The sequence below is a fragment of the Acinetobacter towneri DSM 14962 = CIP 107472 genome (genome assembly GCF_000368785.1).
Classification (GTDB): Bacteria; Pseudomonadota; Gammaproteobacteria; order Pseudomonadales; family Moraxellaceae; genus Acinetobacter; species Acinetobacter towneri.
The window spans coordinates 1-23,299 of sequence record NZ_KB849684.1; the positions used below are offsets into that span (position 1 = coordinate 1).

24 protein-coding genes, 1 other RNA gene and 1 pseudogene are annotated in these 23,299 nt (G+C 39.3%); 12 read left to right on the forward strand and 14 right to left on the reverse strand.

Annotated elements, in window-relative coordinates; genetic code table 11:
* The first annotated feature begins 228 nt into the window (after positions 1–228).
* Both F947_RS01245 and F947_RS01250 read left to right on the forward strand, forming a co-directional pair.
* Positions 229–474, forward strand: coding sequence for a type II toxin-antitoxin system RelB/DinJ family antitoxin (locus F947_RS01245; RefSeq protein WP_004970507.1), 246 nt, complete (start codon positions 229–231; stop codon positions 472–474).
* On the forward strand, positions 464–757 hold the full coding sequence (locus F947_RS01250) for a type II toxin-antitoxin system RelE family toxin (RefSeq protein WP_004970510.1): 294 nt from the start codon (positions 464–466) through the stop codon (positions 755–757). The genes F947_RS01245 and F947_RS01250 overlap by 11 nt, the downstream gene beginning before the upstream one ends.
* Before the next feature lie 79 nt (positions 758–836).
* Here F947_RS01250 and pepP read toward each other — a convergent pair whose 3' ends face one another.
* A complete protein-coding gene (gene pepP / locus F947_RS01255) occupies positions 837–2,171 on the reverse strand; it encodes a Xaa-Pro aminopeptidase (protein WP_004970512.1) in 1,335 nt (444 codons plus the stop codon).
* Between the two features lie 93 nt (positions 2,172–2,264).
* On the reverse strand, positions 2,265–2,903 hold the full coding sequence (locus F947_RS01260) for a UPF0149 family protein (RefSeq protein ID WP_004970514.1): 639 nt from the start codon (positions 2,901–2,903) through the stop codon (positions 2,265–2,267).
* Positions 2,904–2,967: 64 nt separating this feature from the next.
* Here F947_RS01260 and F947_RS01265 point away from each other — a divergent pair, with 64 nt between their 5' ends.
* The 3 genes from F947_RS01265 (at position 2,968) to ssrS (ending at position 4,098) form a co-directional block, all read left to right on the forward strand.
* Positions 2,968–3,519 carry a hypothetical protein gene (locus F947_RS01265; protein ID WP_004970516.1) on the forward strand — a complete coding sequence of 184 codons (552 nt, stop codon included), beginning with the start codon at positions 2,968–2,970 and terminating at the stop codon, positions 3,517–3,519.
* 1 nt (position 3,520) lies between these two features.
* Positions 3,521–3,805 (forward strand): cell division protein ZapA, encoded by a 285-nt coding sequence (locus F947_RS01270; RefSeq protein WP_004970518.1) that lies wholly within the window; start codon positions 3,521–3,523, stop codon positions 3,803–3,805.
* 110 nt (positions 3,806–3,915) lie between these two features.
* A non-coding RNA gene (ssrS, locus tag F947_RS14145) (6S RNA) lies at positions 3,916–4,098 on the forward strand.
* A gap of 47 nt (positions 4,099–4,145) precedes the next feature.
* Here ssrS and F947_RS01275 read toward each other — a convergent pair.
* From F947_RS01275 to F947_RS01300, 6 genes are all read right to left on the reverse strand, one after another.
* Positions 4,146–4,547: a helix-turn-helix domain-containing protein gene (locus F947_RS01275; protein ID WP_004970519.1), complete on the reverse strand. Its 402-nt coding sequence runs from the start codon at positions 4,545–4,547 to the stop codon at positions 4,146–4,148.
* Between the two features lies 1 nt (position 4,548).
* Complete coding sequence (locus tag F947_RS01280; RefSeq protein WP_004970521.1) at positions 4,549–4,839, reverse strand: type II toxin-antitoxin system HigB family toxin; 291 nt, start codon at positions 4,837–4,839, stop codon at positions 4,549–4,551.
* 71 nt (positions 4,840–4,910) lie between these two features.
* Positions 4,911–5,405: a flavin reductase gene (locus F947_RS01285; RefSeq protein WP_004970523.1), complete on the reverse strand. Its 495-nt coding sequence runs from the start codon at positions 5,403–5,405 to the stop codon at positions 4,911–4,913.
* Positions 5,406–5,527: 122 nt separating this feature from the next.
* Positions 5,528–6,556: a methionine synthase gene (locus tag F947_RS01290; protein WP_004970525.1), complete on the reverse strand. Its 1,029-nt coding sequence runs from the start codon at positions 6,554–6,556 to the stop codon at positions 5,528–5,530.
* A gap of 26 nt (positions 6,557–6,582) precedes the next feature.
* Positions 6,583–7,584 carry a putative oxygenase MesX gene (locus F947_RS01295; protein WP_004970527.1) on the reverse strand — a complete coding sequence of 334 codons (1,002 nt, stop codon included), beginning with the start codon at positions 7,582–7,584 and terminating at the stop codon, positions 6,583–6,585.
* A 503-nt stretch (positions 7,585–8,087) separates the two neighbouring features.
* Complete coding sequence (locus F947_RS01300) at positions 8,088–8,282, reverse strand: heavy-metal-associated domain-containing protein (protein WP_004970528.1); 195 nt, start codon at positions 8,280–8,282, stop codon at positions 8,088–8,090.
* 149 nt (positions 8,283–8,431) lie between these two features.
* Between F947_RS01300 and F947_RS01305 the strand changes: the two genes are divergently transcribed.
* The 6 genes from F947_RS01305 to F947_RS01330 all read left to right on the forward strand — a co-directional run bounded on the left by F947_RS01305 (position 8,432) and on the right by F947_RS01330 (position 16,856).
* On the forward strand, positions 8,432–10,903 hold the full coding sequence (locus F947_RS01305) for a heavy metal translocating P-type ATPase (RefSeq protein ID WP_004970530.1): 2,472 nt from the start codon (positions 8,432–8,434) through the stop codon (positions 10,901–10,903).
* A 59-nt stretch (positions 10,904–10,962) separates the two neighbouring features.
* Positions 10,963–11,355, forward strand: coding sequence for a Cu(I)-responsive transcriptional regulator (gene cueR / locus F947_RS01310; protein WP_004970532.1), 393 nt, complete (start codon positions 10,963–10,965; stop codon positions 11,353–11,355).
* Between the two features lie 857 nt (positions 11,356–12,212).
* Positions 12,213–12,914 (forward strand): VIT1/CCC1 transporter family protein, encoded by a 702-nt coding sequence (locus F947_RS01315; RefSeq protein WP_004970534.1) that lies wholly within the window; start codon positions 12,213–12,215, stop codon positions 12,912–12,914.
* Between the two features lie 240 nt (positions 12,915–13,154).
* The gene (locus F947_RS01320) at positions 13,155–14,876 is read left to right on the forward strand and encodes a phosphoethanolamine transferase (RefSeq protein WP_004970536.1); all 1,722 of its coding nucleotides are present in this window, start codon (positions 13,155–13,157) and stop codon (positions 14,874–14,876) included.
* Positions 14,869–15,546 carry a response regulator transcription factor gene (locus F947_RS01325; RefSeq protein WP_004970537.1) on the forward strand — a complete coding sequence of 226 codons (678 nt, stop codon included), beginning with the start codon at positions 14,869–14,871 and terminating at the stop codon, positions 15,544–15,546. The genes F947_RS01320 and F947_RS01325 overlap by 8 nt, the downstream gene beginning before the upstream one ends.
* Positions 15,546–16,856, forward strand: coding sequence for an ATP-binding protein (locus F947_RS01330; RefSeq protein ID WP_004970538.1), 1,311 nt, complete (start codon positions 15,546–15,548; stop codon positions 16,854–16,856). Before F947_RS01325 ends, F947_RS01330 begins: the two co-directional genes overlap by 1 nt.
* Before the next feature lie 9 nt (positions 16,857–16,865).
* On the opposite strand, the gene F947_RS01335 is transcribed toward F947_RS01330, so the two are convergent.
* The 4 genes from F947_RS01335 to F947_RS01350 form a co-directional block, all read right to left on the reverse strand.
* Positions 16,866–17,549 (reverse strand): phosphatase PAP2 family protein, encoded by a 684-nt coding sequence (locus F947_RS01335; protein ID WP_004970540.1) that lies wholly within the window; start codon positions 17,547–17,549, stop codon positions 16,866–16,868.
* Positions 17,550–17,605: 56 nt separating this feature from the next.
* Entirely contained in the window at positions 17,606–17,983 is a 378-nt protein-coding gene (locus F947_RS01340; protein WP_004970542.1) for a diacylglycerol kinase, read from the reverse strand.
* 180 nt (positions 17,984–18,163) lie between these two features.
* Positions 18,164–19,294: a TIGR00341 family protein gene (locus F947_RS01345; protein WP_004970544.1), complete on the reverse strand. Its 1,131-nt coding sequence runs from the start codon at positions 19,292–19,294 to the stop codon at positions 18,164–18,166.
* Between the two features lie 42 nt (positions 19,295–19,336).
* Entirely contained in the window at positions 19,337–20,911 is a 1,575-nt protein-coding gene (locus F947_RS01350) for a sensor domain-containing diguanylate cyclase (RefSeq protein ID WP_004970545.1), read from the reverse strand.
* Positions 20,912–21,304: 393 nt separating this feature from the next.
* Between F947_RS01350 and F947_RS01355 the strand changes: the two genes are divergently transcribed.
* Positions 21,305–21,856, forward strand: a complete 552-nt coding sequence (locus tag F947_RS01355) for a ricin-type beta-trefoil lectin domain protein (RefSeq protein WP_004970547.1) — start codon at positions 21,305–21,307, stop codon at positions 21,854–21,856.
* Positions 21,857–21,961: 105 nt separating this feature from the next.
* Here the strand turns inward: F947_RS01355 and F947_RS01360 are convergent, their stop codons facing one another.
* A complete protein-coding gene (locus tag F947_RS01360; protein WP_004970549.1) occupies positions 21,962–22,861 on the reverse strand; it encodes a LysR family transcriptional regulator in 900 nt (299 codons plus the stop codon).
* A 48-nt stretch (positions 22,862–22,909) separates the two neighbouring features.
* A pseudogene (locus F947_RS01365) lies at positions 22,910–23,299 on the reverse strand (D-lactate dehydrogenase); the annotation flags it as partial.

Genomic DNA, 23,299 nt, shown 5'->3' on the forward strand with positions numbered 1-23,299 from the left:
TTCACTATGTGCGTATCAACTTTGCCAAAAGAATAAGCCTAAAATTCATGTGATTAAATCTTTAGCTTATCCGTAACTGGGGTTACTTAGTATTATTGATGGCTGATGATTGATTTTAGAATAAGCTCAACGATAAAAATGATCTCACATAATGGTTATTATACAAACTATCTTTGTAATGCATATTGCATTACAATATTTCCATACATTCAATAACTGAGAGAAGTGATGGCTACTGTTAATTTCAGGGTCGATGAAGCCCTTAAAGAAAAATCTTATTCAATCCTTAAAGAACAAGGTATCTCACCTACCGATTTCTTTACCAATATTCTTGAATATGTGGCAACGACTGGAAAGCTTCCAGTACAGAAAGCGTTGCTTTCAGAAGAAGATGCTGAACTATTGGCACTTGTCCGTAAACGCATGAATGATCCTAAAGAGATGTTCGAGGAAGTCACATTAGATGACTTATAATCTTTTACGTCACAAGGACTTCACTGCAGAATGGGAAAAGCTTCCGAGTGCTATCCGCGACCAATTCAAGAAAAAATTAGCCAAAGTCATTGAGCAGCCACATATTCCAAAGAACATGCTTAAAGGTGATCTTGCTGGCTGCTATAAAATCAAATTATTAAAAGCGGGTGTCCGACTTATTTATCAGGTCAAGGATGATCAGGTCGTTATTTTGCTCATTACCGTTGGAAAGCGTGCTGATAACATTGTTTATGATGAAGCAAAAAAGCGGATCAAAGACTAAAAATTATTTACATACTCAAAATTTACACGCGCTTTCTAATAAAAAAGCTGATCACTTGACCAGCTTTGATTAGACCCAATTAAGCAGATTTAGCTTTTGCCATCAATGCTTCAATCTCTTCTACGGTTTTCACCACTTTTGAAGTCAGATTCAATGGCCCGTTCGCAGTCGCAACAATATCATCTTCAATACGGATACCTATACCACGCCATTTAGCATCTACCGTTTCATCATCGGGTGCAATGTATAGACCCGGTTCAACGGTCACCACCATACCTTCTTCATAAACACGCCAGTCTTCACCGTGTTTATAGCTGCCGACATCATGCACATCCATGCCCAACCAATGCCCTGTACCGTGCATATAAAACTGGCGATAACTTTCCGAAGCAATAATTTCTTCTAAATTGCCCTGCATAATGCCTAGATCAAGCAAACCTTGCACCAAAATACGCACCGCAACATGGTGTGGTTCTTTATAGGAGTTACCAATTTGTACAGCTTGAATTGCTGCAATTTGCGCATCCAATACAATGTTATACAGTGCTTTTTGTTCTGGACTGAATTGACCATTCACGGGAAAAGTACGGGTAATATCTGAGGCATAGCACTGATATTCACAGGCTGCATCAATCAGGACTAAATCGCCATCTTTAAGCACTTTATCATTTTCAACGTAATGCAAAATGCAGGCATTTTCACCACCACCGACAATACTGTTATAGGCAGGTACGCAGCCATTTTTACCAAAAATATAATTCAGTTCAGCTTCTAGCTCATATTCCATCATGCCTGCTTTTACTGTTTGCATGGCACGAGTATGTGCTTCTGCACTAATATTTGAAGCAATTTGCATCAGTTCCAATTCAGACTCAGTTTTATGCAAACGCATTTCATCCAGCAAACGATCTAACTGAACAATTTTGGCAGGTGCAGTATTGCCTTGACGATGTTGTGCATCAGCTTGTTGGTTCCATGCCGCAACACGTACATCAAATTCAGTCTGATGCCCCAAGCGATAGTACAACGTGTCTTTATTGACAATTTTGGCGATGATTTCTGCATCTAATTGCGCAATTGCAAAAGACTCATCTGCCTCAAACAGCTCAATTGCACCTTCTAAACCTGCGCGATAACCATTCCAGATTTCCATTTCACGGTTACGTTCACGGCAGAACAACGTGTAGGTATAACCTTCATCAATTGATTCATAGGTTTCAATCACCGCAACTGCTTCAGGTTCAGCAAAACCTGTTAAATAGAAAAAACTGCTGTCGGCACGATATTTATAATCTGCATCACGATTACGCATTGCCACAGGACTGGTTGCAATAATTGCGACACTATTGGGCCCCATCAGTTCTGCAAGTTGATCACGACGTTCTTTAAATTCGACTTGAGTCAGTTTTTTCATAAATACGGTCTACATATATAAAATGATGAAAATATGATTGTTGTAATGACTTAAAGCACCTTACACCGACATACTTAGGCACACAACGCCCGATTAACTCGGACGGTGTGGCGTAAACATTTCAACAACAGCACTTGCGTTTTGTGTGGTTTGTGCAGTTTGTTGACGCGACTTAGCATGTAAGTTTTGCAATAAAGAGCTTTCTTCTACTGGTACTTTTTTACGTCCTACAGATAAACTCACAGGAATTAAACGTACAAATTCATATAATTCCTGATAGCTTTCTTCGCCTTCTTCGTCATTGTCTGAATCTTCAAATTCAACCGCAGCGACATCTTGTAAATGCTCAATCAGTTCAATTTCATCTGAACGAATATGCCCAGAAGCTAAACCAAACCCAAGCACGACGCCTGCACACCAATCTGCCAAAGCTTGCACACGTTCTTGTAAAAGATGTTCATCATCTGGCAATAACGGCAGATAATCTAACTCATCTTCAGACAAAGCATGTGCGACATCTTCCGATTCATCGGTTAAAAGTGACAGTGCGGCTGGCTCTAATTCTGGCACATTGAGGGTTTCTAAAATCTGCTGCCACTCGGTTTCAGTTGGTGCATTTGTCACACAAACTATACCTGTCAGCAAGCCATGTAACTCACTTGGGCTTGAAATTTCTTCAATGTTAGAAAAATTGCGGAACCATTCCGACCAACCTGAAATATCGTCTTGCATTCGTTTATCCAATCTCTATACTTCGTATATATTACCTTTGTTTGCAATACTGTGCGACCACGATATGTTAGAAGAATTACAGCGTCTACAAGCGCATATTGGTGTTTTAAAAACACGAATTGATCATTATGAAAGTGAAAATACCGCCCTCAGCACAGCCAAGCAAACTGCTGAGGAACAGCATCATGCTCAAATTGTTCAAAGAAACGGCATCATTACTGCCAAGCAAGATGAAATTGAGAATCTGACTGAGCAATTAAGCAGCACGCAAGCGCAATTACAGCAGTTAAATCAAGATGCGACAGCATTGGCAGATCGTTACAGTCGTTTGGAAAAAAGCTGTACTGATTTGAAAAACCGCTTTCAGGAAATTTTGGCTGAACGCAATGAATTACGCATTTTAAAAGAAAAAATGCTGAATGATCAGCGTTTAAATCAGCATGAAATTCAGACACTCAAACAAGAACGTGAAAGATTGTTACAAAAAAATGAGCATGCAAAAGCCAAAGTTGAAGCTATTATTCAGCGTCTTGCAATTTTAGGTACAGCTCAAGATCATCATGCGCAAGAAATTCAACAACTTGCCCACCCTGCCGAAGTGAGCGAGGAAGGTTAATATGTCAGTTCAAATTCCAATTGATTTACGTGTTTTAGGACATAGTTTCCGTTTAGCCACAACTGAAGAAAAAAGAGAAGATTTAGAGCGTGCAGCACAATTATTGAATGAACGCTATGATGAGTTTCGTCGTAAAGCGCCCAATATGGAACCGAGCAAACTGATTATTGTGGTGGCTTTAGAGTTGATGCAAGAGGTTCTTTCTATGAATAAATCTTTGCAGCATTATGAGCATTGTGAGCGTTTACTCAGCACCATTTTGCAAGAAGTTGAAGCCCTTACTTAAGTGTCTTTTTTTTGACTTAAGTTTGCATAAAGGCTATGCAAACAAGCTCTATCTTTACAGTTAATTCGTGAACATGAGTTGCCAAGCAACTGAGATGAGTTATACTAATTCTAACTCTGAGGTGTTCGCCAGCGAGTCTATATCCCTGCCGATACTTAAATCTTAGGATTGTGTTCTGCATATTTAGAGCGTATGCCCATCTAGTATGGGAAACCCAGCAAGTATGCGTCGCGTCCGCCTTGAACTTTTTCGGGTTCAGGGTAACGACATGCAGCGGCATCTTCGGAGCTATTTATTTTTAAATATCTAAAAATAAAATGTCTAAAAAATATAAAATCGTTTAGAAAAATGTATCAGCAGAAACCTTAAACCGCTCAGACAGCGCTTTAATATGACGAATATTCAACTGGCGTTTGCCGCTTAAAATTTCCGAAATCACAGATTGAGTTGCAACCTCTGCCAAGTCAGATTGACCTAATCCATGTTGCGCCATCAAAAAAGCTAAAGCAGCACGACCATCTCCATGAGGAATAGGCAGGTGTTCATTTTCATAAACAGAAACCAAGTCACCGAGTTGATGAATCAGCCCCATTAAAGGATGCGTTTCATCATCACCAACAATATCTAAAAGCTCATCTAAAGCCTCGACAAGTGCATGAAAATCTTTTTCATTTTCTGGTTTACTCAGCAAAGGAGCAACGTAGTGCCAGTGATCTACAGCCTGTTTAATCATTGCGTTCATACTAATCCTCCTTCCAATGACCTTTGTCATATTCTTTATGGGATAACACATGACGAATATACACACGCTTTGTCTGATACATCACAACAGCAATAAGTCGAATCTTATTCCCACCAATATCGAATACATGAAACTTTCCAACTTTATCAACTGCTGGAAATAACTGCTTCATTTCGGCAAAGTCTTTCGGATCATTTGCCTTAATAATTCGATACCAACCATCGAGTGCTGTTTCAGCCTGTGGCCACTTGTGCATTGCCTCTATAATTCTAGCGTGGGTGATCACATGCATAATATTTTATCGCATTTTGCTATAAATCAAGTATAAACTGATTATCGCATATTGCAATATTTTATAGCGAATTAAACAAACTCAGTTTCACCAACTTGATGATAGTGACGATTAAAATAAACCAACGCCTGATCTTGTTGATTTTTTTGAATGGCAACTATTGGGCAAATAAAAATAGTATGCGTCCCCACTTCTTGAATTTGCGAAATTTCACAATCAAAGCTGACCAATGCATTTTTTAATATAGGAGCGCCCGTTTCCAAAGCAGCCCATTCAGCCTGCTTAAAACGCTCATCGGAACTCAATTTTGATGAGGCAAATGCATTGGAAAGATGTTCTTGTTCTGCATTTAGCACATTCACACACAGCACTTTATTCTCTAAAAAACTGAGATGTGAACGCGATGATTTATTCATACACACCAATAATGTTGGCGGTGTATCTGTCACGCTACATACCGCAGATGCAGTAAAACCATGACGTCCTGCATCTCCCATTGTCGTCACTACATTGACTGCACTTGATAAGAAAGACATTGCATTTTTGAAGTCTGTTGCTTTAACCATCACCGTATTCCAACACTCAACTTTTTTAGAAAGTTCAAAGGATGCTTTTTGCCTGAAAAAGCATCCCTGATTCACTTAACTTAAATTCACTTGGCTTGAATTCACTTCGCCTGATCGAACGCTTAACTAGATAATTCTTGGCGAATAATCTTCGTACCAGCAGCCAAAGCCTGTAACTTGCCTCGTGCAACCTGACGACTCAATGGTGCCATTCCACAGTTAGTCGATGGGTACAACTTGTCAGCATCGACAAATTGCAATGCTTTGCGCAATGTATCTGCAACTTCATCGGCTGTTTCAATCGTATTCGTTGCGACATCAATCGCACCCACCATCACCTTTTTACCACGGATAAGTTCAAGCAAATCCATCGGAACACGTGAGTTGTGACATTCCAGTGAGATAATATCCAAATTAGACTGCTGTAGTTTTGGGAAAACTGCTTCGTATTGACGCCATTCTGAGCCGAGTGTTTTTTTCCAATCGGTATTGGCTTTAATGCCATAGCCATAGCAAATATGCACGGCTGTTTCACATTTCAAACCTTCTAACGCGCGCTCTAATGTTGCCACGCCCCAGTCATTCACCTCATCAAAAAACACATTAAACGCAGGTTCATCAAACTGGATGATATCCACGCCTGCTGCTTCAAGTTCACGCGCTTCCTGATTCAGGATTTTGGCAAATTCCCACGCCAGTTTTTCACGGCTCTTGTAGTGCGCATCGTATAAAGTATCAATCATGGTCATAGGACCAGGCAGCGCCCATTTGATGGGTTGATCTGTCAGTGAACGCAGGAATTTGGCATCTTCAACAAAGACTGGTTTTTGCCTAGAAACTGCACCCACCACAGAAGGGACACTGGCATCATAACGATCACGAATTTTGACTGTTTCACGTTTTTCAAAATCGACACCTTCAAGGTGTTCAATAAAGGTGGTGACAAAATGCTGACGGGTTTGCTCCCCATCACTCACAATATCAATCTCTGCTTGCTGTTGTTCATGCAGTGATAGACGCAGCGCATCTTGTTTTGCGTCCAGTAATTCTTGCCCTGTTAATTTCCACGCTGACCAAAGCTTTTCAGGTTCTGCGAGCCACGAAGGTTTAGGTAAGCTGCCAGCCGTTGAGGTCGGTAATAAAATAGCCATTTTGAATCTTCTATCTGTATTTTAAGTTAAGCAACACGTTCTTGATTGGCAGCATGCAGCGGCACGAACTTGGCAGCCCATTGTTCAAGAATATCTTGATAAGGCTTGATAAAGTTTTCTTCAGTCCATTTGCCCTGCTTGACTGCCAACTGACCTCGCTCAACACGGTCATATACAACTTGGGTTAATGAATAATCCTGATAATTCAAACTTGGCTGATAGACCTCGCCTGCAGGTGAGTTGGTGTTATAAATTTCAGGACGATAAATTTTCTGGAAACTTTCCATAGTACTGATGGCACTGATCAACTCAAAATCTGTGTAATCACGCAGTAAATCACCAGAAAAATAGAACGCAAGCGGTGCATTGCTATTTTCAGGTTTGAAGTAACGCACAGTTAAACCCATTTTTTCAAAGTAGTCATCGGTACGTGAATATTCATCATTTTTATATTCTGTGCCTAAGACAGGATGCACATTGGTCGTACGATAATAAGTTTTTGTGGTTGATACGCTCAGGCAAATCACAGGTTGTTTTTGAAACTCAGCTTGGAACACTGCTGAACTGACCAAATGCTGATAAAGCTTGCCATGTAAATCACCAAAACTTTCAGGCTTTTCATTTACTTTGCAGCCTAATGCTGGCAAGACCACACTAAAATCATAATCACGAACATACGATGAAAAACTGTTGCCAATCATGCCTTCAATACGTTCATTTGTTTGATGATCTGTGATCGTACTTTTTAGCATTTCAATGAATGGAAAAGTTTTGCCATTTCCTTCAATATCAATTTCTGCAGAAATAATGTCGATTTCAAGCGAATAACGATCACCTTTTGGGTTATCGCAAGATGCCAGCGAGTTAAAACGATTATTGATCATCGCTAAAGTTCTGCGTAAATTTTCCTGACGGCTTTCACCACGCGCCAAATTTGCAAAATTGGTGGTTAAACGCGTGTTGTTAGCAGGTTCATAGTTTTCGTCAAAACGAATACGTTTAATTGAACAGGTGAATGGCTTTGTCATGATGATCTACTACCCAAATTTAAAAAGTTAAAATTTCTGAATGAGGGTATTTATACTGGAACGACAAAGTGAATAAAAATGATTTAACCTCAGTCCAAAGTGAATTTTATTCACCTTAATTTAAAATATGCAGCAAAACATCTAAAAATGATGGTTTTTCTGTTATCCCTTAAATTTAAAAATTAAAATAAATATTTCAATAACAACAAGTTAAAACCAAAAAATATTTTTATTCCGATAAATATTGAAGAGTATATTTTAGAGGACAGCACATAGTTCATTCAGCAGATTTCAGCCCTGAATGAATGAAACTCAGCTTGAAGTTAGAAAATCTCAGCTTCTGATTGGCTTGGTTTAGCATCTTCGTGATCAAAATGTATTCAGTTGGTCACATCAAAAAACAACGAGAAAAAATCGGCAGGCAAAAAAATAGGTCAATTCGTCAGTTGACCAATTGACCTTACGATAAGCTCACACATTGGAGCTTCTTAGATGATGCAGTTTTATTGAACTTGTGCAGGAAAATCATCTTCTGCCAATGCAGCCGTAATTTGATCTACAGTTGCAGTGCTTTCCACGGTCACAATTTTAGTCGCTAAATCGACTTCAACTTTTGCAGCAGGATCAACATCTTGAATGGTTGCCGTGACACCACGTGCACAACCGCCACAAGTCATATTTTCAATCAATAGTTTCATTGCGAACTCCACACTTCTGCCTTTGTTGAACTGTAGTTTAAAGCTTACCATGCTGGCAAGGTCAAGCCTATTTTGGGCTAAAATTTACTTGACCTTACCATCGTGTCAATCTATATGCTAAACACATCCTCCAAATTATAGAGACGACCATGGACGCAAAACACCCAAATGCCTCTCCCTATCAGGAAACTTTGTCTATAGAAGGCATGACCTGTGCCTCATGTGTCGGGCGTGTCGAAAAAGCCTTAAAAAAAGTCGATGGTGTAGAAAAAGCTGAAGTGAATCTTGCAACAGAAAAAGCACTGATTCACGCATCGCAACCTTTAGACCGTGCACTGCTCATTAAGGCAGTGCAACGTGCAGGTTTTGATGTAGCTGCCATTCAACCAATAGAACTGTCTATTGATGGCATGACCTGTGCCTCGTGTGTAGCACGTGTCGAAAAAGCCTTAAAGAAAGTGTCTGGTGTAGAACAAGCCAATGTCAATTTGGCGACTGAACGCGCATGGATTCAACCGAATGCCACAGTTTCTAGCCAAGACCTGATTCGAGCGATTCAAAAAGCAGGTTATGACGCCAAACTGCTGCAACACGACTCTAACGAACAACACGATAAAAAGAATCTGGAACAGCAACAACTGAAACGTGATTTAGTAATTTCACTGATTTTAGCCTTGCCTGTATTTATTCTGGAAATGGGCTCACACATGATTCCCGCCTTTCACATGTGGGTGATGCACAATATTGGGCAACAACAAAGTTGGTTGATTCAATTTGCTTTAACCACATTGGTGCTGCTGTTACCAGGACGTCGTTTTTATCAAAAAGGGATTCCAGCGCTGTTACGTTTTGCGCCTGATATGAACTCTTTGGTGGCTGTGGGAACTTTGGCTGCATACAGTTTTTCATTGGTAGCGACATTTATGCCACAGCTTTTACCAGAAGGCACAGTGCATGTTTATTATGAAGCTGCGGCAGTGATTGTCAGTTTAATTTTGCTAGGGCGCTATTTCGAAGCCAAAGCCAAAGGTCGCACTTCACAAGCCATTCAGCATTTAATTGGTATGCAAGCCAAAACTGCGCGTATTCATCGAGATGGTCAAATCATTGAAGTACCTGTGGCAGAAGTCAGTTCCAATACCATTGTCGAAATCCGCCCGGGTGAACGTATTCCTGTAGATGGTGAAGTAGTCGAAGGTCATAGTTATATAGATGAATCGATGATTACAGGTGAACCTGTTCCTGTGGCAAAACAAGTGGGCAATCAAGTTGTAGGCGGTACCATCAACCAAAATGGCACACTAAATATTCGTGCTACTGCCATTGGTGAAGCTTCGGTGTTGGCGCAAATTATTCGTATGGTCGAACAAGCGCAAGGCTCTAAATTACCTATTCAAGCCTTGGTGGATAAAGTGACCATGTGGTTTGTACCTGCCGTGATGTTATTGGCTGCACTTACTTTTATTGTGTGGTTTATTTTTGGCCCAGAACCTACCCTAACCTTTGGTTTAGTCAATGCAGTCGCTGTTCTAATTATTGCCTGCCCATGTGCGATGGGTTTAGCCACACCGACTTCAATTATGGTGGGAACAGGTCGTGGCGCAGAAATGGGCGTGCTGTTTCGTAAAGGCGAAGCTTTGCAGCTTTTGCAAGATGTTAAAGTGGTCGCGGTGGATAAAACAGGAACGCTCACCGAAGGCAAACCAACATTAACCGATTTTCATGTGCAATCGGGTTTTGATGCAGATCAGGTCTTTGCACTTTTGGCATCGGTAGAAGCGAAGTCTGAGCATCCTATTGCATTAGCCATTGTGCAAGCCGCAACAAAAAAGCAAGTCAATTTACTGCCTGTGACCGAGTTTGACAGCATCACAGGTTCAGGTATTGAAGCAGGGGTGGATGGTCAGCGTATTCAGATTGGTGCAGACCGCTATATGCAGCAAATTGGGCTAGATGTTAGCGCTTTTAACGCAGAAGCTGCACGTTTAGGACAAGAAGGCAAAACACCCATTTATATGGCGATTGATCAACAACTGGCAGCCATTGTTGCCGTTGCAGACCCAATTAAAGACACGACTTTTGCTGCTATTGCGGCGTTGCATCAACTGGGTTTAAAAGTGGCGATGATTACGGGAGATAACCGACATACGGCTCAGGCAATTGCTGCACGTTTACAGATTGATCATGTGGTGGCCGAGGTTTTACCTGAAGGCAAGGTCGATGTTGTACGTGAATTACAACAGCAATTTGGACGTGTGGCTTTTGTGGGTGATGGTATTAATGATGCCCCTGCTTTGGCACAAGCCGATGTTGGAATTGCGATTGGTACAGGTACAGATGTTGCGATTGAAGCAGCCGAAGTTGTATTGATGTCGGGCAATTTACAAGGTGTGCCCAATGCAATTGCTTTGAGTAAAGCCACTATCCGCAATATTCGTCAAAATCTGTTTTGGGCATTTATTTATAATATTGCCTTGATTCCAATTGCTGCAGGCGTGCTATACCCGTTTGCAGGTATTTTGCTCTCGCCTATTTTTGCTGCGGGCGCGATGGCATTATCTTCAGTGTTTGTATTGGGTAATGCGCTCCGTTTAAAATATTTCCAAGCAGCACAGATTTAAATGCAACATACAAAAGGGTTTAGAAGATTGCTCTACGCCCTTTTTATGAGAGAAGTCACATGAATATTGGTCAAGCCTCTAAGCTATCGGGTATTTCCAGCAAAATGATTCGTTATTATGAGCAAATTGGTTTACTGGATACCGCCAAACGCTCTGCTTCGGGTTATCGGATTTATTCTGAGCAAGATTTAAAAACTTTGTCTTTTATTAAGCATGCACGGGATTTGGGGTTTTCTTCTGAGCAAATGAAAGAATTGCTAGGTTTATGGAAAAATGCTGACCGACAAAGTGCAGAAGTGAAGCAACTCACGCTTAAACATATTGAAACCTTAAAACAGAAGATTACGCAATTACAGGAAATGGCGAACTGGTTGCAAAGCTCTGCAGATCATTGCTCTGGCGATGAACAGGCAGATTGTGTGATTTTGAAAGATATTGAATTGGGGAAGTGATTTGGAATTAAGCTTCCCCCATTCAAACAAGACCTGACAGTTATCCACTTGTTAGAAACCATTGTTGTATCTGTCAGCTTAAATTTAACTTAGGAAATCTACATCCCTATCTTTTTAATACATAGCATAAAAAAACTCACACTTTGGGGAAGTGTGGGGGGAAACTTGGAATATCTGTTACTTTATGGGAGCGTATTATATATAAACACAATTTGAATTAGTGAGCATTCTATATAATTTACGAGATAAATTTAACACTTTTTAAGAATCTCTCCGATAAACTGCACAACAATCAAGTTTTAGCACTATTCATTACGCATATTTTAGCGCGGTAATTCATACCCTTTTTCATTAATTAAACGAACCGCAGCATCACAGACTTCTGCATCATAAATTGTACCGTGTCCACGTATGACTTCTGCAAGTGCGACATCTACCCCTAATGCGAGGAGAAATAAATGACTTTAAGTCAAATACGTCTGGTGATACTAAGTCACGAGATAATTTAGGCATACTTTACCCTGCACCCAACCGATGAATGGTTTTTAGACTGACTTCGCTCACTATAGGTACGACAATATTCTGAAAAGACATCACGATATTTCCTATTTACTTGCAAGCCTGATTGAATCAATCTCTTTTATCATCTTACAAGCTATTGATCATTTTTTAAGGCATTTAAAGGTTGAAATTTAAGGAAATTTTATAAAAAACTCCAAGCTCAAACTCAAAAACCACATTACGACTTCATCTATTTTGTGAAATACCTCTCATTTTTAAACGATAAATTTTTTAGAATGATTTATGCTATATCACACATCAATAAACGAAAATTGAATAACAAGAGAGTTTGATCTATGCCACATTCTTACCACCTCGAAAAACACTATATTGAACGGTCTGGATGGTTACGTGCTGCAGTATTGGGTGCGAACGATGGGATCATTTCTGTGACCAGTTTGGTCGTGGGGATGGCAGCCAGTGGTGCATCTTCTCAAACATTGTTAATTACCTGTATTGCAGGCTTAATTTCGGGCGCTGCTTCTATGGCAGCAGGTGAATATATTTCGGTGAAATCTCAACAAGACATTGAACAAAATGACCTTGCGATGGAAGCACGCGAATTAAAACTCAATCCAGAGCATGAACTAAAAGAACTCACCAATATTTATATGATTCGTGGTTTAGATGCCGAATTGGCAGAACAAGTTGCCATACAACTGACTGCTCACAATGCTCTAGATGCCCATGCCCGTGACGAAATTGGTATTTTAGAACACACCTCAGCGCAGCCATTTATGGCAGCTTTTTCATCGGCATTGGCATTTACTATAGGTTCATTATTCCCGTTGGTGTCTATTTTACTCTTACCTGAACATCTGTTAGACAAAGGCGTGATGTTGGTCGGTGTAATCAGTCTAGGGGTTATGGGTGCGCTTGCCAGCTATGTCGGTGGCGCAAGTATGTGGAAAGGTGCATTGCGTGTCATGATCTGGGGTATTGTCGCCATGGTATTCAGTGCGTGGATTGGTTCAATGTTCCATGTCGCTATGGCTTAAAATCTAGAAAACTCAGTATAAAAATCTGCCCTATCTTTGGATAAAAATATGTTCAGAGATAGGGCAAGCTTCAGAAATAACATGAATGAACAGCTTATCCATGCAAAGTTTATATCTCTAAAACTTCTATCTTCAAAGTTAATCAAATAAAACTACAACAGATTCAGCCCACAATTTTAAGTCAGTTTTAAGTTTCAAATTTTAAGCTAAAGCATCTTAAGGTCTTTTGAATCATTGACGATGTCTAAACAGCCCCAATCACCACTTGCTCCGTCTTTCTTTGCCCAACTGCGCTTTTGGCAAAAACCAATTTCATTATTCTATTTCAATCTGCTGCTTGCCTTATGGTTAGGCTTGGTATTGAACTATGGATTTTATGAGAAAATTCAACAATTCACGCCTTATCAGGGCATTAAAGCCATAGGCTTATTGAGCGCAACCGTGATCGTGATCATATCGGCGTATAACCTATTGCTGCAATGGCTGAACTGGCGTTGGAATGCCAAAATATTAGCAAGTATTTTGATTGTAGTCGGTGGATTCAGCGCTTATTTTGTCAATAGTTTAGGTGTGGTGATTACCGCAGACCAAATTCAAAATATGCTGCAAACCGATGTACGTGAAGTACGTGATCTTTGGTCAGTGCGCTTGGTGGTTTGGAGTGTGCTGTTTGTGCTACTGCCATTGGTCTTGGTGTGGTCTGTTAAAATTCAGCCGACTCATTTTGCCCGTCAATTACTGCAAAAGACTTTAGGCAGTGTAGTTTCGATTGTGCTGATTTTGGGTTTATTGTTCTGTTTTTATGTGGATTATGCTGCAATCTTCCGCGAGCATCGTGATTTAAAAGGCATGCTTTCTCCACAAAATGCGATTGCCTCTAGTCTATCGTATTATAAAAAGAAAGCACCCAAACAGAATTTGCCGCTGCTGCGCTATGGTGAAGATGCACATTTAATTCAACGTGCGCAAACAGGCACAGCACCCAAAATTATGCTGTTGGTGGTTGGTGAAACTGCACGTGCCGAAAGCTTCTCGCTGAATGGCTACGCAAAAAATACCAACCCTGAACTCTCTAAGCTGCCTGTGATTAATTTCACTCAAGTCAGCTCTTGTGGTACAGCCACGGCTGTTTCTGTGCCGTGCATGTTCTCGGGGATGCCACGCCAAAATTATGATGAACAACTGGCAAGTCACCGTGAAGGATTACTGGATATTGCTCAGCGTGCAGGTTATCAAGTCACTTGGATTGATAACAATTCAGGCTGTAAAGGTGCCTGTGATCGGGTGCAGCAATATCAAATTCCTGCAGCGCTAAAACAAAAATGGTGTGATGCTAGCGGTGAATGTTTAGATGAAATTTTAGTGGACAGTTTACAGGCTTATCTTGCTCAGCTTGACCCGAAAGACAGACGTTCACATTTAATTATCTTGCACCAAATGGGCAGTCATGGACCTGCTTATTTCAAACGCTCAACCGTAGCTTATCAACCCTTCCAACCGACGTGTAACAGCAATGCGATTCAGGGTTGCAGTGCCGATGCCTTACGCAATACCTATGACAACTCGATTGTCTATACCGACCATGTTTTAAGTCAGTTGATTCAAACTTTAGAGCAACAAAAAAACTATCAAACAAGTTTTTGGTATTTGTCTGATCATGGAGAATCGACAGGCGAACATGGTTTATATTTACACGGCGCACCGTATTCTATGGCACCCACTCAACAAACTCATGTACCGATGCTGATGTGGTTTTCAGAAACTTGGCAACAACAAAATGCTGCGCAAGTGAATTGCTTAAAAGCACAACGCCAAACAGCATTGAGTCAGGACAATCTTTTCCCAAGTTTATTGAGCTTACTAGATGTAAAAAGCCAAGTGATTGATCCGAAAAATGATATGCTGAATCAATGTTCTGCCCCATCTACCACTCAACCGCAGCACGAGTCATCACATGCCTAAAATATTAATCATTGAAGATGATTTTATGATTGCAGAATCGACCCAAACCTTGCTCAAGTTACAGCAATTTGATGTTACTTGGGTGAACAACGGGATTGATGGCTTAAAGCAATTAGAGCAGCAAGATATCCAGTTGGTGTTGCTGGACTTAGGCTTACCCATGATGGACGGCATGCAGGTATTAAAAAACATTCGCCAGTTACATCCACAATTGCCCGTGCTGATTATTTCTGCGCGTGATCAATTGCAACAACGGGTGGATGGTTTAAATCAGGGTGCAGATGATTATTTAATTAAACCCTATGAATTTGATGAATTACTGGCGCGAATTTATGCCCTGCTCAGACGTAGCGGCGCACAAAATCCTGTAAACGATACCGCATATATTTTAAGTTATGGCGATTTAGTCTTAGATACCGAACAACATTTGGCAAAATTCAAAGGTGAATATATCGAATTGTCGAATCGTGAATGGGCAATTTTAATGGCTTTGGTCAGCCACCCTAATAAAATTTTCTCTAAAAGTAATTTAGAAGATAAATTATATGATTTTGACAGTGAAGTCAGCAGCAACACCATTGAAGTCTATATTCACCATTTACGCGCCAAACTTGGCAAGGACTTTATTCGTACCATTCGTGGTTTGGGCTACCGTTTAGGGCAAATTTAATGCAATCCTACTCTTTGCAAAAACGTCTGATTGTTTATGTTTCTATCTTTAGTGTCATGTTGGGCTGCGTTTTGGTATTTGCAGCGTATCGAATTGCCCTAGAAGAAATGAATGAAATTTTAGATGCACAAATGCAAAGTTTGGCAGAACGCATTGCAGCGAACCATCCTGAACCTACACAGAGCCAAATCAATTTAAATCAGAGATATAGCGAAGAAGACTTATTTGTCGATATTTGGTCATATGACGATGCTACAACACAATTACACCCTCAAGATGTGTTGCTACAACCCGTAGAAAAACCAGGGTTTTATAATCATCAAACTGAATCTGGACTGTGGCATACCTATATTTTGCCGCAGGAAAATCTACAAATTCAAATTAGCCAGCAAAACTCTGTGCGCCAATATTTAGCTTTAGAATTAGCGGCAAATATGTTTATTCCTTACGCGCTATTTTTACCCTTTGCCCTTTTGGCTTTGGGTTGGCTCATTCGTCATAATTTCCAACCGCTCAATGACTTTAAAAGCGAATTGGCACGTCGTAAAGCGCAGGATCTCAGCCCGATTCACATGTTGGATTATCCTGTCGAGCTTGCACCCACGATTCAGGAAATGAATCAGTTATTTACGCGAATTTCTGCCGCACAGCAGGAACAGCGCCAGTTCGTTGCCGATGCTGCACATGAGTTACGTACCCCGCTCACCGCACTTAATTTACAAGTACAAATTTTATTGCAGCAATTTCCACATAGTGATGCTCTCAATAATTTAAGCCAAGGGGTTTTGCGTTTACAGCATTTGGTCAATCAGTTATTAAGCTTAGCCAAGCAAGATGCCTCAGATAGTCTAATTGAAAGCGATCAAGCTCTATCTTTAAATCAAATGACCATTGCCTGTGTGGAACAGCTCATTCAATTGGCATTGCAAAAAGATATTGATTTAGGTGTCGAACAACGCCAAGAGTTGAATATTCATGGACAAAGTTCTGCTTTGCATTCCATTATTTATAATTTAATTGATAATGCGATTAAATATACCCCCAAACAAGGCGTGATTAATGTGACTATTTTTCAGCAAGAACAACATGCAATTTTGCAAATTGAAGACAGTGGTGCAGGCATTGACCCCGCACTATTCAATCAAATTCGACAGCGTTTTTACCGTATTCATAACCATGCGGAAATTGGTAGTGGTTTAGGTTTATCTATTGTAGATAAAGCCACCCAACGCTTAGGTGCAAGTTTAGAGTTTTCTAAAAGTGCCAGTTTAGGTGGTTTATGTGTGCAGGTTAAATTTCCGATGCGTTAAGATCGGGTTTTAAGTTAGATTTTGAGTGTGCAATTTATGCGCCAAGAATGCATAGGCAACCACATTCAAACACCAAGTAATCCAGCCTGTCCAAAGATTATGACTAAAAAAATGTGCCCCGCGCATCATTTGCGCCCAGCCCATCCCCATGCCTAAAATACATGCTGCAATTAAGAAAAAATAAGCACGTTTAGGTTGAGCAACCCGATAAACAAAATACCCTACCAATAAAGCAAAACCACTTGAGGCATGCCCACCAGGAAAACAATGCCCTGCCGTTGCACTTAAATCCCACCAAACGCCATGCGCTGTGGCAATGCTCATATCCCACGGGCAAGCATGTGCCGACTGCGATTTAAGTATTGCAATCACACTGGTTGAAATCACCGCCATCCAAAAGAAATAGCCAAACTCCCAACGACGAGCACGTAATTTTTGAAATCTGAAAGACAGCAACCAAGCCAGCAAATAGCTCAGATATACTGCAATCAGGATATATTTGACATAACGATGATTTAATTCAGCCAATGCCCAATTTTGTCGCAGTGGAAATTCTGCATGTGCATCTATAAAAGGTTGAATTAGGTGTAAATCTAGCGTGCCTGCAACGCTAAAAAAATTGAGCAATATCAGCAAACTCAGAAGGAGTAAAATTGCTTGAAGAAGTAAAAATTTTGAATGCTGATGCCGCATGAGGATTACTCAACTCACTATCTATTTTAAAGTCTGTCTTATGCTTTTTTGAAGGATTAAGCAGGAATCAGGCATGCGCCCCAAGTCAATGTGATAATTGCCAAAGCAACAAATTGCGCTGCACTGCCCATATCTTTGGCATTTTTAGACAAGGGGTGTTGCTCCATCGAAACACGATCGACCACGGCTTCAATAGCAGAGTTAATCAGTTCGACAATGATGGCAAGTAAACACACCACAATCATGAGCACTTGTTCAACACGACTGACAGGCATGAAAAAACTGAGCGGGATCAGCAGTAAATTAATCAGAATGATTTGCCGAAATGCCGCTTCATTTTGAAAGGCGGCTTTAAAGCCTGCCAAAGAATAGCCTGTGGCATTCAAAATCCGTTGTAAACCAGAAGTGCCTTTGTAAGGAGAGCGTGGAAGCATAGTGAATCTGATTTGAAATAAATCCGATGTTAAGTCACTTAGCTTAAAATTGGCTTAAATATAACCTTTTGAGACTATTAAATTAAATCTGTGTAATATGTAACATTATGAGTGCCCTATTGAATAATAAGACTCCATCTAAAGTAAGCTGTAAATACCATCAATTTCTTATTGTTGAATCTAAGGTTGTATCAATTGCTCGGCTTCAACTTGCTTAATATCAAAATCAGGACTTTCTTTGGCTTGAATAATTTGCACAGGAATAAAGCGCACTTGAACCACACTTGGTTTTCCACGTGGGTCTTGTGCTAATTTTTGATTCAATGCAGAAATCTGTTGAGGTTTTGGCGCTATATCTCCACGCAAGACTACGCGAATTAAAGTCATCTCTTTACGCCGATCAAACTGCACCGTATCAATCAAATTATTATGTTGATTAAATTGACTTTCAATCAAGCTTTCTACCTGATGTTCATACATCTGTTTATTTAACATCATCATAAAGTTAAAGCTTAAATAGATACCCAGCGCAAAAAGTACTAAAAGACTCACGATATTTCTTTTAATAAATTCAATTACTGTGCTATTTACTTCTTCATCTGAACCGCGTCTAAAACCAGCTGCCCATAACACCAGTGAAGAACTAATTTGAATAGCAACAATATTGGTCAGTGCCAACAGCAGAGCATTTGCTGCATGTTTCCATTCCAGATGCGCAATTAATATGCCACTTGCAACCAGCGGCGGTACCAAAGCAGTCGCAACTGCAACGCCAACAACAGCCACAGACAGACGTGGTGAAACGGCTGCAAATGCCCCTGCTGCACCACCCGCAAGTGCAATCATTAAATCCATAATGGTAGGCTGAGTTCTAGACAGAATTTCATGGGTGATAGGTAAGTTAATATTGATAAGACCTAAAATGATGCCAATACTGACAATCATCGACACACCTAAAACTAAGGTTTTAAATGCTGTTTTAAAAAACAACCATCGATTATCAATAAATGCTAAAGCCATACCTGAAATAGGACCAAGCATCATCGCAACCAGCATTGCACCAATCACCACTGCAGCTGAATTAGACAATAAACCATAGCCTGCAATAATAGCTGCCAAAGCATTCATTATAAAAAAGGTTTTGCTTGGCAAGGCATCGGCCTGAATATTCAGCCGTACTTGTTTATGATCAATCTTTTTAGAGTTTTCGCGCTCCGCTTGTTTGTATTTCAGCTTTTCTTTCAGAAGTTCATATTTTTCTTGTTCAGGACTGTCTTCAACCACAATCGTGGGATCTTGATCTTTTTCCATCGCATGCCTCTGTGTTAGCTGAATAGGAATCTATCCAAATTCTCATGTAGCCGTAGACTTTGTGCAATTCCGCCCAGCATGTTTGGCTTCATACAATTTATTATCTGCAAGTTTAAGCACTTCAGAAATATCCTCTGCATCTTTAAACCAAAATGCGATACCAATTGAGATGGTAATTTCACCCATACCATTAATATTGGTTTGTTGCATGGTCGTTCTTAAACGCTCCGCAGCTTTATATGCCACACTTGGGTCGGCAGTCGTCATCAGCACTAAAAACTCTTCGCCCCCAGAACGGCAACAAATATCATGATCCCTAAAATTAGTTTGCATTATTTGGGCGAGCGTTTGCAGTACCATATCACCTTGATCATGCCCATAGTGATCATTAACTTTCTTAAAGAAATCAATATCAATAGACAATGCTGCAAACTCAGTTCGGGTTTTGACCAACTCATTTAAAAATAATTGCATCCCACGACGGTTATATAAACCTGTCAATGGATCAGTATTGACGTGATGCTTTAACTCCGCAATCCGATGACTAAAGGTTTCCGAACTGAGTAATAATGAGGTTCTAAACTTTAATACCTCGAAATACCACGGATCGACTTCTTTAATTTTATCTTGAATTTCAGCCTGATTCAGCATACTTGCCATACGTGCCAAGCGGTTCAAAGGTGAAGAAATAAAGCTTGAGATATACCAAACCAATAAGAAAATAAATAAGTAAAAAATAAAGATTCCAACCGATACTTTTAAAATCAAGGTATTGGCTTGTGCAAGTAAATCCTCTGTCGGCTGCTGAGAAACCACAATCCAATTTACACTTGGAATATGTGCAAAACCTGCCAAATTATCTATACCTAAACTATTTTTTAAACGGATTGAGCCATTTTTATGCTGATTAATATAATCCAACCCCGTATTGTTGATAATTTTTTCACCAATACGATTTTTATCTGGATGAAAAATAATACGGTTATGTTGATCAATCACATACATATAACTTTTTTTATAGTCATATTGTGTATTCAGCATTGTATTTAATAAGTTTTTCCGTTGTAAATAAATCGTACCACTGATCATCCCTAAATAATTATCTTTGCCATTATAAACAGGCTGAGACATCATGACCAAAAGATTATTTTTTACAGACCAATAGGGTGTAGAAATATAAGTTTTCTTTTTTTCAGTTGACTCTATTATACCCAATGAATTATAATCTTGACCGAAATTAAAATTCAAACTACTGGGTGCAAATGCCAAAACATGCTTATTTTCACCCACAATTAAAACACTATTAAAGTTATCAGACTGATTCTTTAAACGCTCTACTTCAGATTTTCTTACATCTATATTATAAAAATTTTTCTCTAATACTTTAGCACTATATTCTAATTCTTTTAACATATCAGTAAAATGCTGATTGGCATTGGTCGCAATTTTTTCTGCATACTTTTCATTCACTGAAAGTGAATTTTGAATTAATTGTTGTTTAATTGCATAATTCAAAATAAATACACTGACAACAAATAAGCTAGATACGCTTAAAACTGTCGAAATTAAAATAAGTTTACGCAGATCCAATCCGAGTCTTAGTAAAAAATGTTTCAACAGTTCCTACCCCAAAAATTCAAAAACTGTGACAAGCGCCAATTTTAACACATAATTTTACAACTCAATCACATAATTTAAAAGTAATACAGTTGAATTTTAGTTGTCTATTTTTGATGTTCAATTGCACAAATTAGATAGTTCGTTTGTTGCTGACCACCACCTAAATCAGAAATATATCCTCTAAAGACAATTTCTACCACACACGTCCTTACAATGCACCGACTAATAACAAATAATGACAACTTGAATTTTTCGTTCTTATTTTTTGCTGAAAACCGTGTCTATTAGATAAAATTTTTTGGTCAATTACACACAAAATTACAAAAAATAAATATTTATTCCATGCTTTAAATTTATCCTATCCACCTAATAAATAAATTGTTTTCTCTTATGTTTAAGACACTTTTCACTATAAGCAGTTGCTCACTTTTAACAGCATGTATTGTAGTTGACGGAACAGCATCGGGGCAGATTCCCAATATCGTCATTCAACCTCAAATTCCAGCAAGTACACCTATAGAACGTCCTGCACAACAAACCATTTATATGCCAACACCTATGCCTTATCCTGCACAAACATGGCAACAAAAAGTCAAAATTAAAACCTATGATGGTCGCTGCGTAGATTTTAGTCGCAGTAATCAACGTTCCATTCAGACTTCACATTGTCATGATGGTACCAATCAGCATTTTATTTTCCATCCTGATCAAAGCATTACCGTGCAAGGTAAATGTCTAGATGTAGCAGGAAAACAGAAACATGATGGTGCTGAAGTAATTGCTTATACCTGTAATGGACAAAGTAACCAAAAATGGTATCTCGATGGTCAGCGTATTCGTAGTGCAGATACAGGCAAATGTTTAGATATTTATAATGGAAAAATGAAAATGTATAGCTGCAATCAAAATCGTGGGCAGAAATTTAGTTTTATTGCCTTATAAAAAAGAATCACTAATTCCCTCAGCCTAGCCTGCTCTTTTGAAGATGAGGGAATTAGCGAATGATAATTTAAAAAATTATAAAAATTTTACTTTAAATACGATTAATTAAGGATGCTGACTAAACAAATCAAAAATCACTTTTCTTAACCACTGATGACTGGTTTGGTGATGACAAGACGTATGCCAATATTGTCGTACAGGATAGGTTGGAAAATTCAAAGGCGCACTCACTACTTGTAAATTCCCGCGTGCCAATAACACCTCACTTAAATAATAAGGCACTGTCGCAATCATATCGGTTTCTTGCACAATTAAACCGACCCCTAAATAACTTGGGATACTCATTAGAATATTACGTCTTAAACCACGATTGCTTAATTCATTTTCAATATGGTAGTGACCTATACTGGTATCTACATCGACATGCGATTCACGAATATAAGCTTCAACATCTAAACTTTTTTCACAAATACGTGGATGATCTTTACGACTAATCACCACATAATATTGTAAAAATAATTGCTGCTGATAAAAACCCTGCTCTAACTCAGGTAAAAAACCAATCGCAAAATCAATTTCACCATTTGCCATTTGATAACTGGTTTCACGGGTAATAGGACGAATTTTAATCCGCACTGAAGGTGCATATTTTTTTAAAAACTTGGTCAGTTTTGGCAATAAAACCAAATGCGAAACATCGGTCATTGCCAAGGTAAATAATTGATCGGAATGTGTCGGATCAAAATCGACTTTAAAATTATTGACCGTTTCAATTTTATTAATAATTTCACTAATCGGTGAAAAAATCTGTTTCGCCAACTCTGTAGGCAACATTTCATTGCCAACCCTTAAAAATAATGGGTCATTAAAATGCTGACGAATTTTATTTAAACAGTTACTAACCGCAGGCTGACTCATGCCCAATGCATCTGCTGCTGCAGACACATTTTTTAATTTATATACATAGTAAAAAATCTGTAGCAGTTTGCTATCTAACTTAAACATATCCATCTTTCCTTAGAATCAGTTTCACTGCTCAGTTTTCATCCTTATTTAACGCCAAGCTTTTAATTTAGAGCTATGCCCAATGCCCACATTAAAACAATTGGTCGGATCCAATTTTTGATAATGCTGCTTTAAGGCAGGCTTCGCCACATATAAATGCCCAACATTATGCTCTGCAGGATACTCTGCCCCACGTGCATCAAGCAATGACCACATTTGATGTTCCATCGCCAACGGGTCTACGCCTTTTTTAATAATATAGTCCTGATGAAAGACATGACATAAAAAATGACCATAATACAACTTATGTATAATCGCCTGCTCCAACTCTTCGGGCAAGGTTTCAACCCATTGCTGATCATTACGTCTTAACGCAATATCTAAAGCAACAATGTCTTCCACTTCATTTCGATGTGTATCACGATAACGAATTGCAGC

What these genes read in the sequence shown, in the direction of transcription:
- F947_RS01315 (WP_004970534.1), top strand. Translation starts at nt 12,213, where the DNA reads ATGCCACATTCTTACCACCTCGAAAAACACTATATTGAACGGTCTGGA.
- F947_RS01265 (WP_004970516.1), top strand. Translation starts at nt 2,968, where the DNA reads ATGTTAGAAGAATTACAGCGTCTACAAGCGCATATTGGTGTTTTAAAA.
- F947_RS01290 (WP_004970525.1), bottom strand. Translation starts at nt 6,556, where the DNA reads ATGGCTATTTTATTACCGACCTCAACGGCTGGCAGCTTACCTAAACCT.
- pepP (WP_004970512.1), bottom strand. Translation starts at nt 2,171, where the DNA reads ATGAAAAAACTGACTCAAGTCGAATTTAAAGAACGTCGTGATCAACTT.
- F947_RS01360 (WP_004970549.1), bottom strand. Translation starts at nt 22,861, where the DNA reads ATGTTTAAGTTAGATAGCAAACTGCTACAGATTTTTTACTATGTATAT.
- F947_RS01345 (WP_004970544.1), bottom strand. Translation starts at nt 19,294, where the DNA reads ATGGAAAAAGATCAAGATCCCACGATTGTGGTTGAAGACAGTCCTGAA.
- F947_RS01305 (WP_004970530.1), top strand. Translation starts at nt 8,432, where the DNA reads ATGGACGCAAAACACCCAAATGCCTCTCCCTATCAGGAAACTTTGTCT.
- F947_RS01280 (WP_004970521.1), bottom strand. Translation starts at nt 4,839, where the DNA reads ATGCATGTGATCACCCACGCTAGAATTATAGAGGCAATGCACAAGTGG.
- cueR (WP_004970532.1), top strand. Translation starts at nt 10,963, where the DNA reads ATGAATATTGGTCAAGCCTCTAAGCTATCGGGTATTTCCAGCAAAATG.
- F947_RS01300 (WP_004970528.1), bottom strand. Translation starts at nt 8,282, where the DNA reads ATGAAACTATTGATTGAAAATATGACTTGTGGCGGTTGTGCACGTGGT.
- F947_RS01295 (WP_004970527.1), bottom strand. Translation starts at nt 7,584, where the DNA reads ATGACAAAGCCATTCACCTGTTCAATTAAACGTATTCGTTTTGACGAA.
- F947_RS01330 (WP_004970538.1), top strand. Translation starts at nt 15,546, where the DNA reads ATGCAATCCTACTCTTTGCAAAAACGTCTGATTGTTTATGTTTCTATC.
- F947_RS01355 (WP_004970547.1), top strand. Translation starts at nt 21,305, where the DNA reads ATGTTTAAGACACTTTTCACTATAAGCAGTTGCTCACTTTTAACAGCA.
- F947_RS01250 (WP_004970510.1), top strand. Translation starts at nt 464, where the DNA reads ATGACTTATAATCTTTTACGTCACAAGGACTTCACTGCAGAATGGGAA.
- F947_RS01245 (WP_004970507.1), top strand. Translation starts at nt 229, where the DNA reads ATGGCTACTGTTAATTTCAGGGTCGATGAAGCCCTTAAAGAAAAATCT.
- F947_RS01335 (WP_004970540.1), bottom strand. Translation starts at nt 17,549, where the DNA reads ATGCGGCATCAGCATTCAAAATTTTTACTTCTTCAAGCAATTTTACTC.
- F947_RS01320 (WP_004970536.1), top strand. Translation starts at nt 13,155, where the DNA reads ATGTCTAAACAGCCCCAATCACCACTTGCTCCGTCTTTCTTTGCCCAA.
- F947_RS01340 (WP_004970542.1), bottom strand. Translation starts at nt 17,983, where the DNA reads ATGCTTCCACGCTCTCCTTACAAAGGCACTTCTGGTTTACAACGGATT.
- F947_RS01285 (WP_004970523.1), bottom strand. Translation starts at nt 5,405, where the DNA reads ATGGTTAAAGCAACAGACTTCAAAAATGCAATGTCTTTCTTATCAAGT.
- F947_RS01325 (WP_004970537.1), top strand. Translation starts at nt 14,869, where the DNA reads ATGCCTAAAATATTAATCATTGAAGATGATTTTATGATTGCAGAATCG.
- F947_RS01275 (WP_004970519.1), bottom strand. Translation starts at nt 4,547, where the DNA reads ATGAACGCAATGATTAAACAGGCTGTAGATCACTGGCACTACGTTGCT.
- F947_RS01270 (WP_004970518.1), top strand. Translation starts at nt 3,521, where the DNA reads ATGTCAGTTCAAATTCCAATTGATTTACGTGTTTTAGGACATAGTTTC.
- F947_RS01260 (WP_004970514.1), bottom strand. Translation starts at nt 2,903, where the DNA reads ATGCAAGACGATATTTCAGGTTGGTCGGAATGGTTCCGCAATTTTTCT.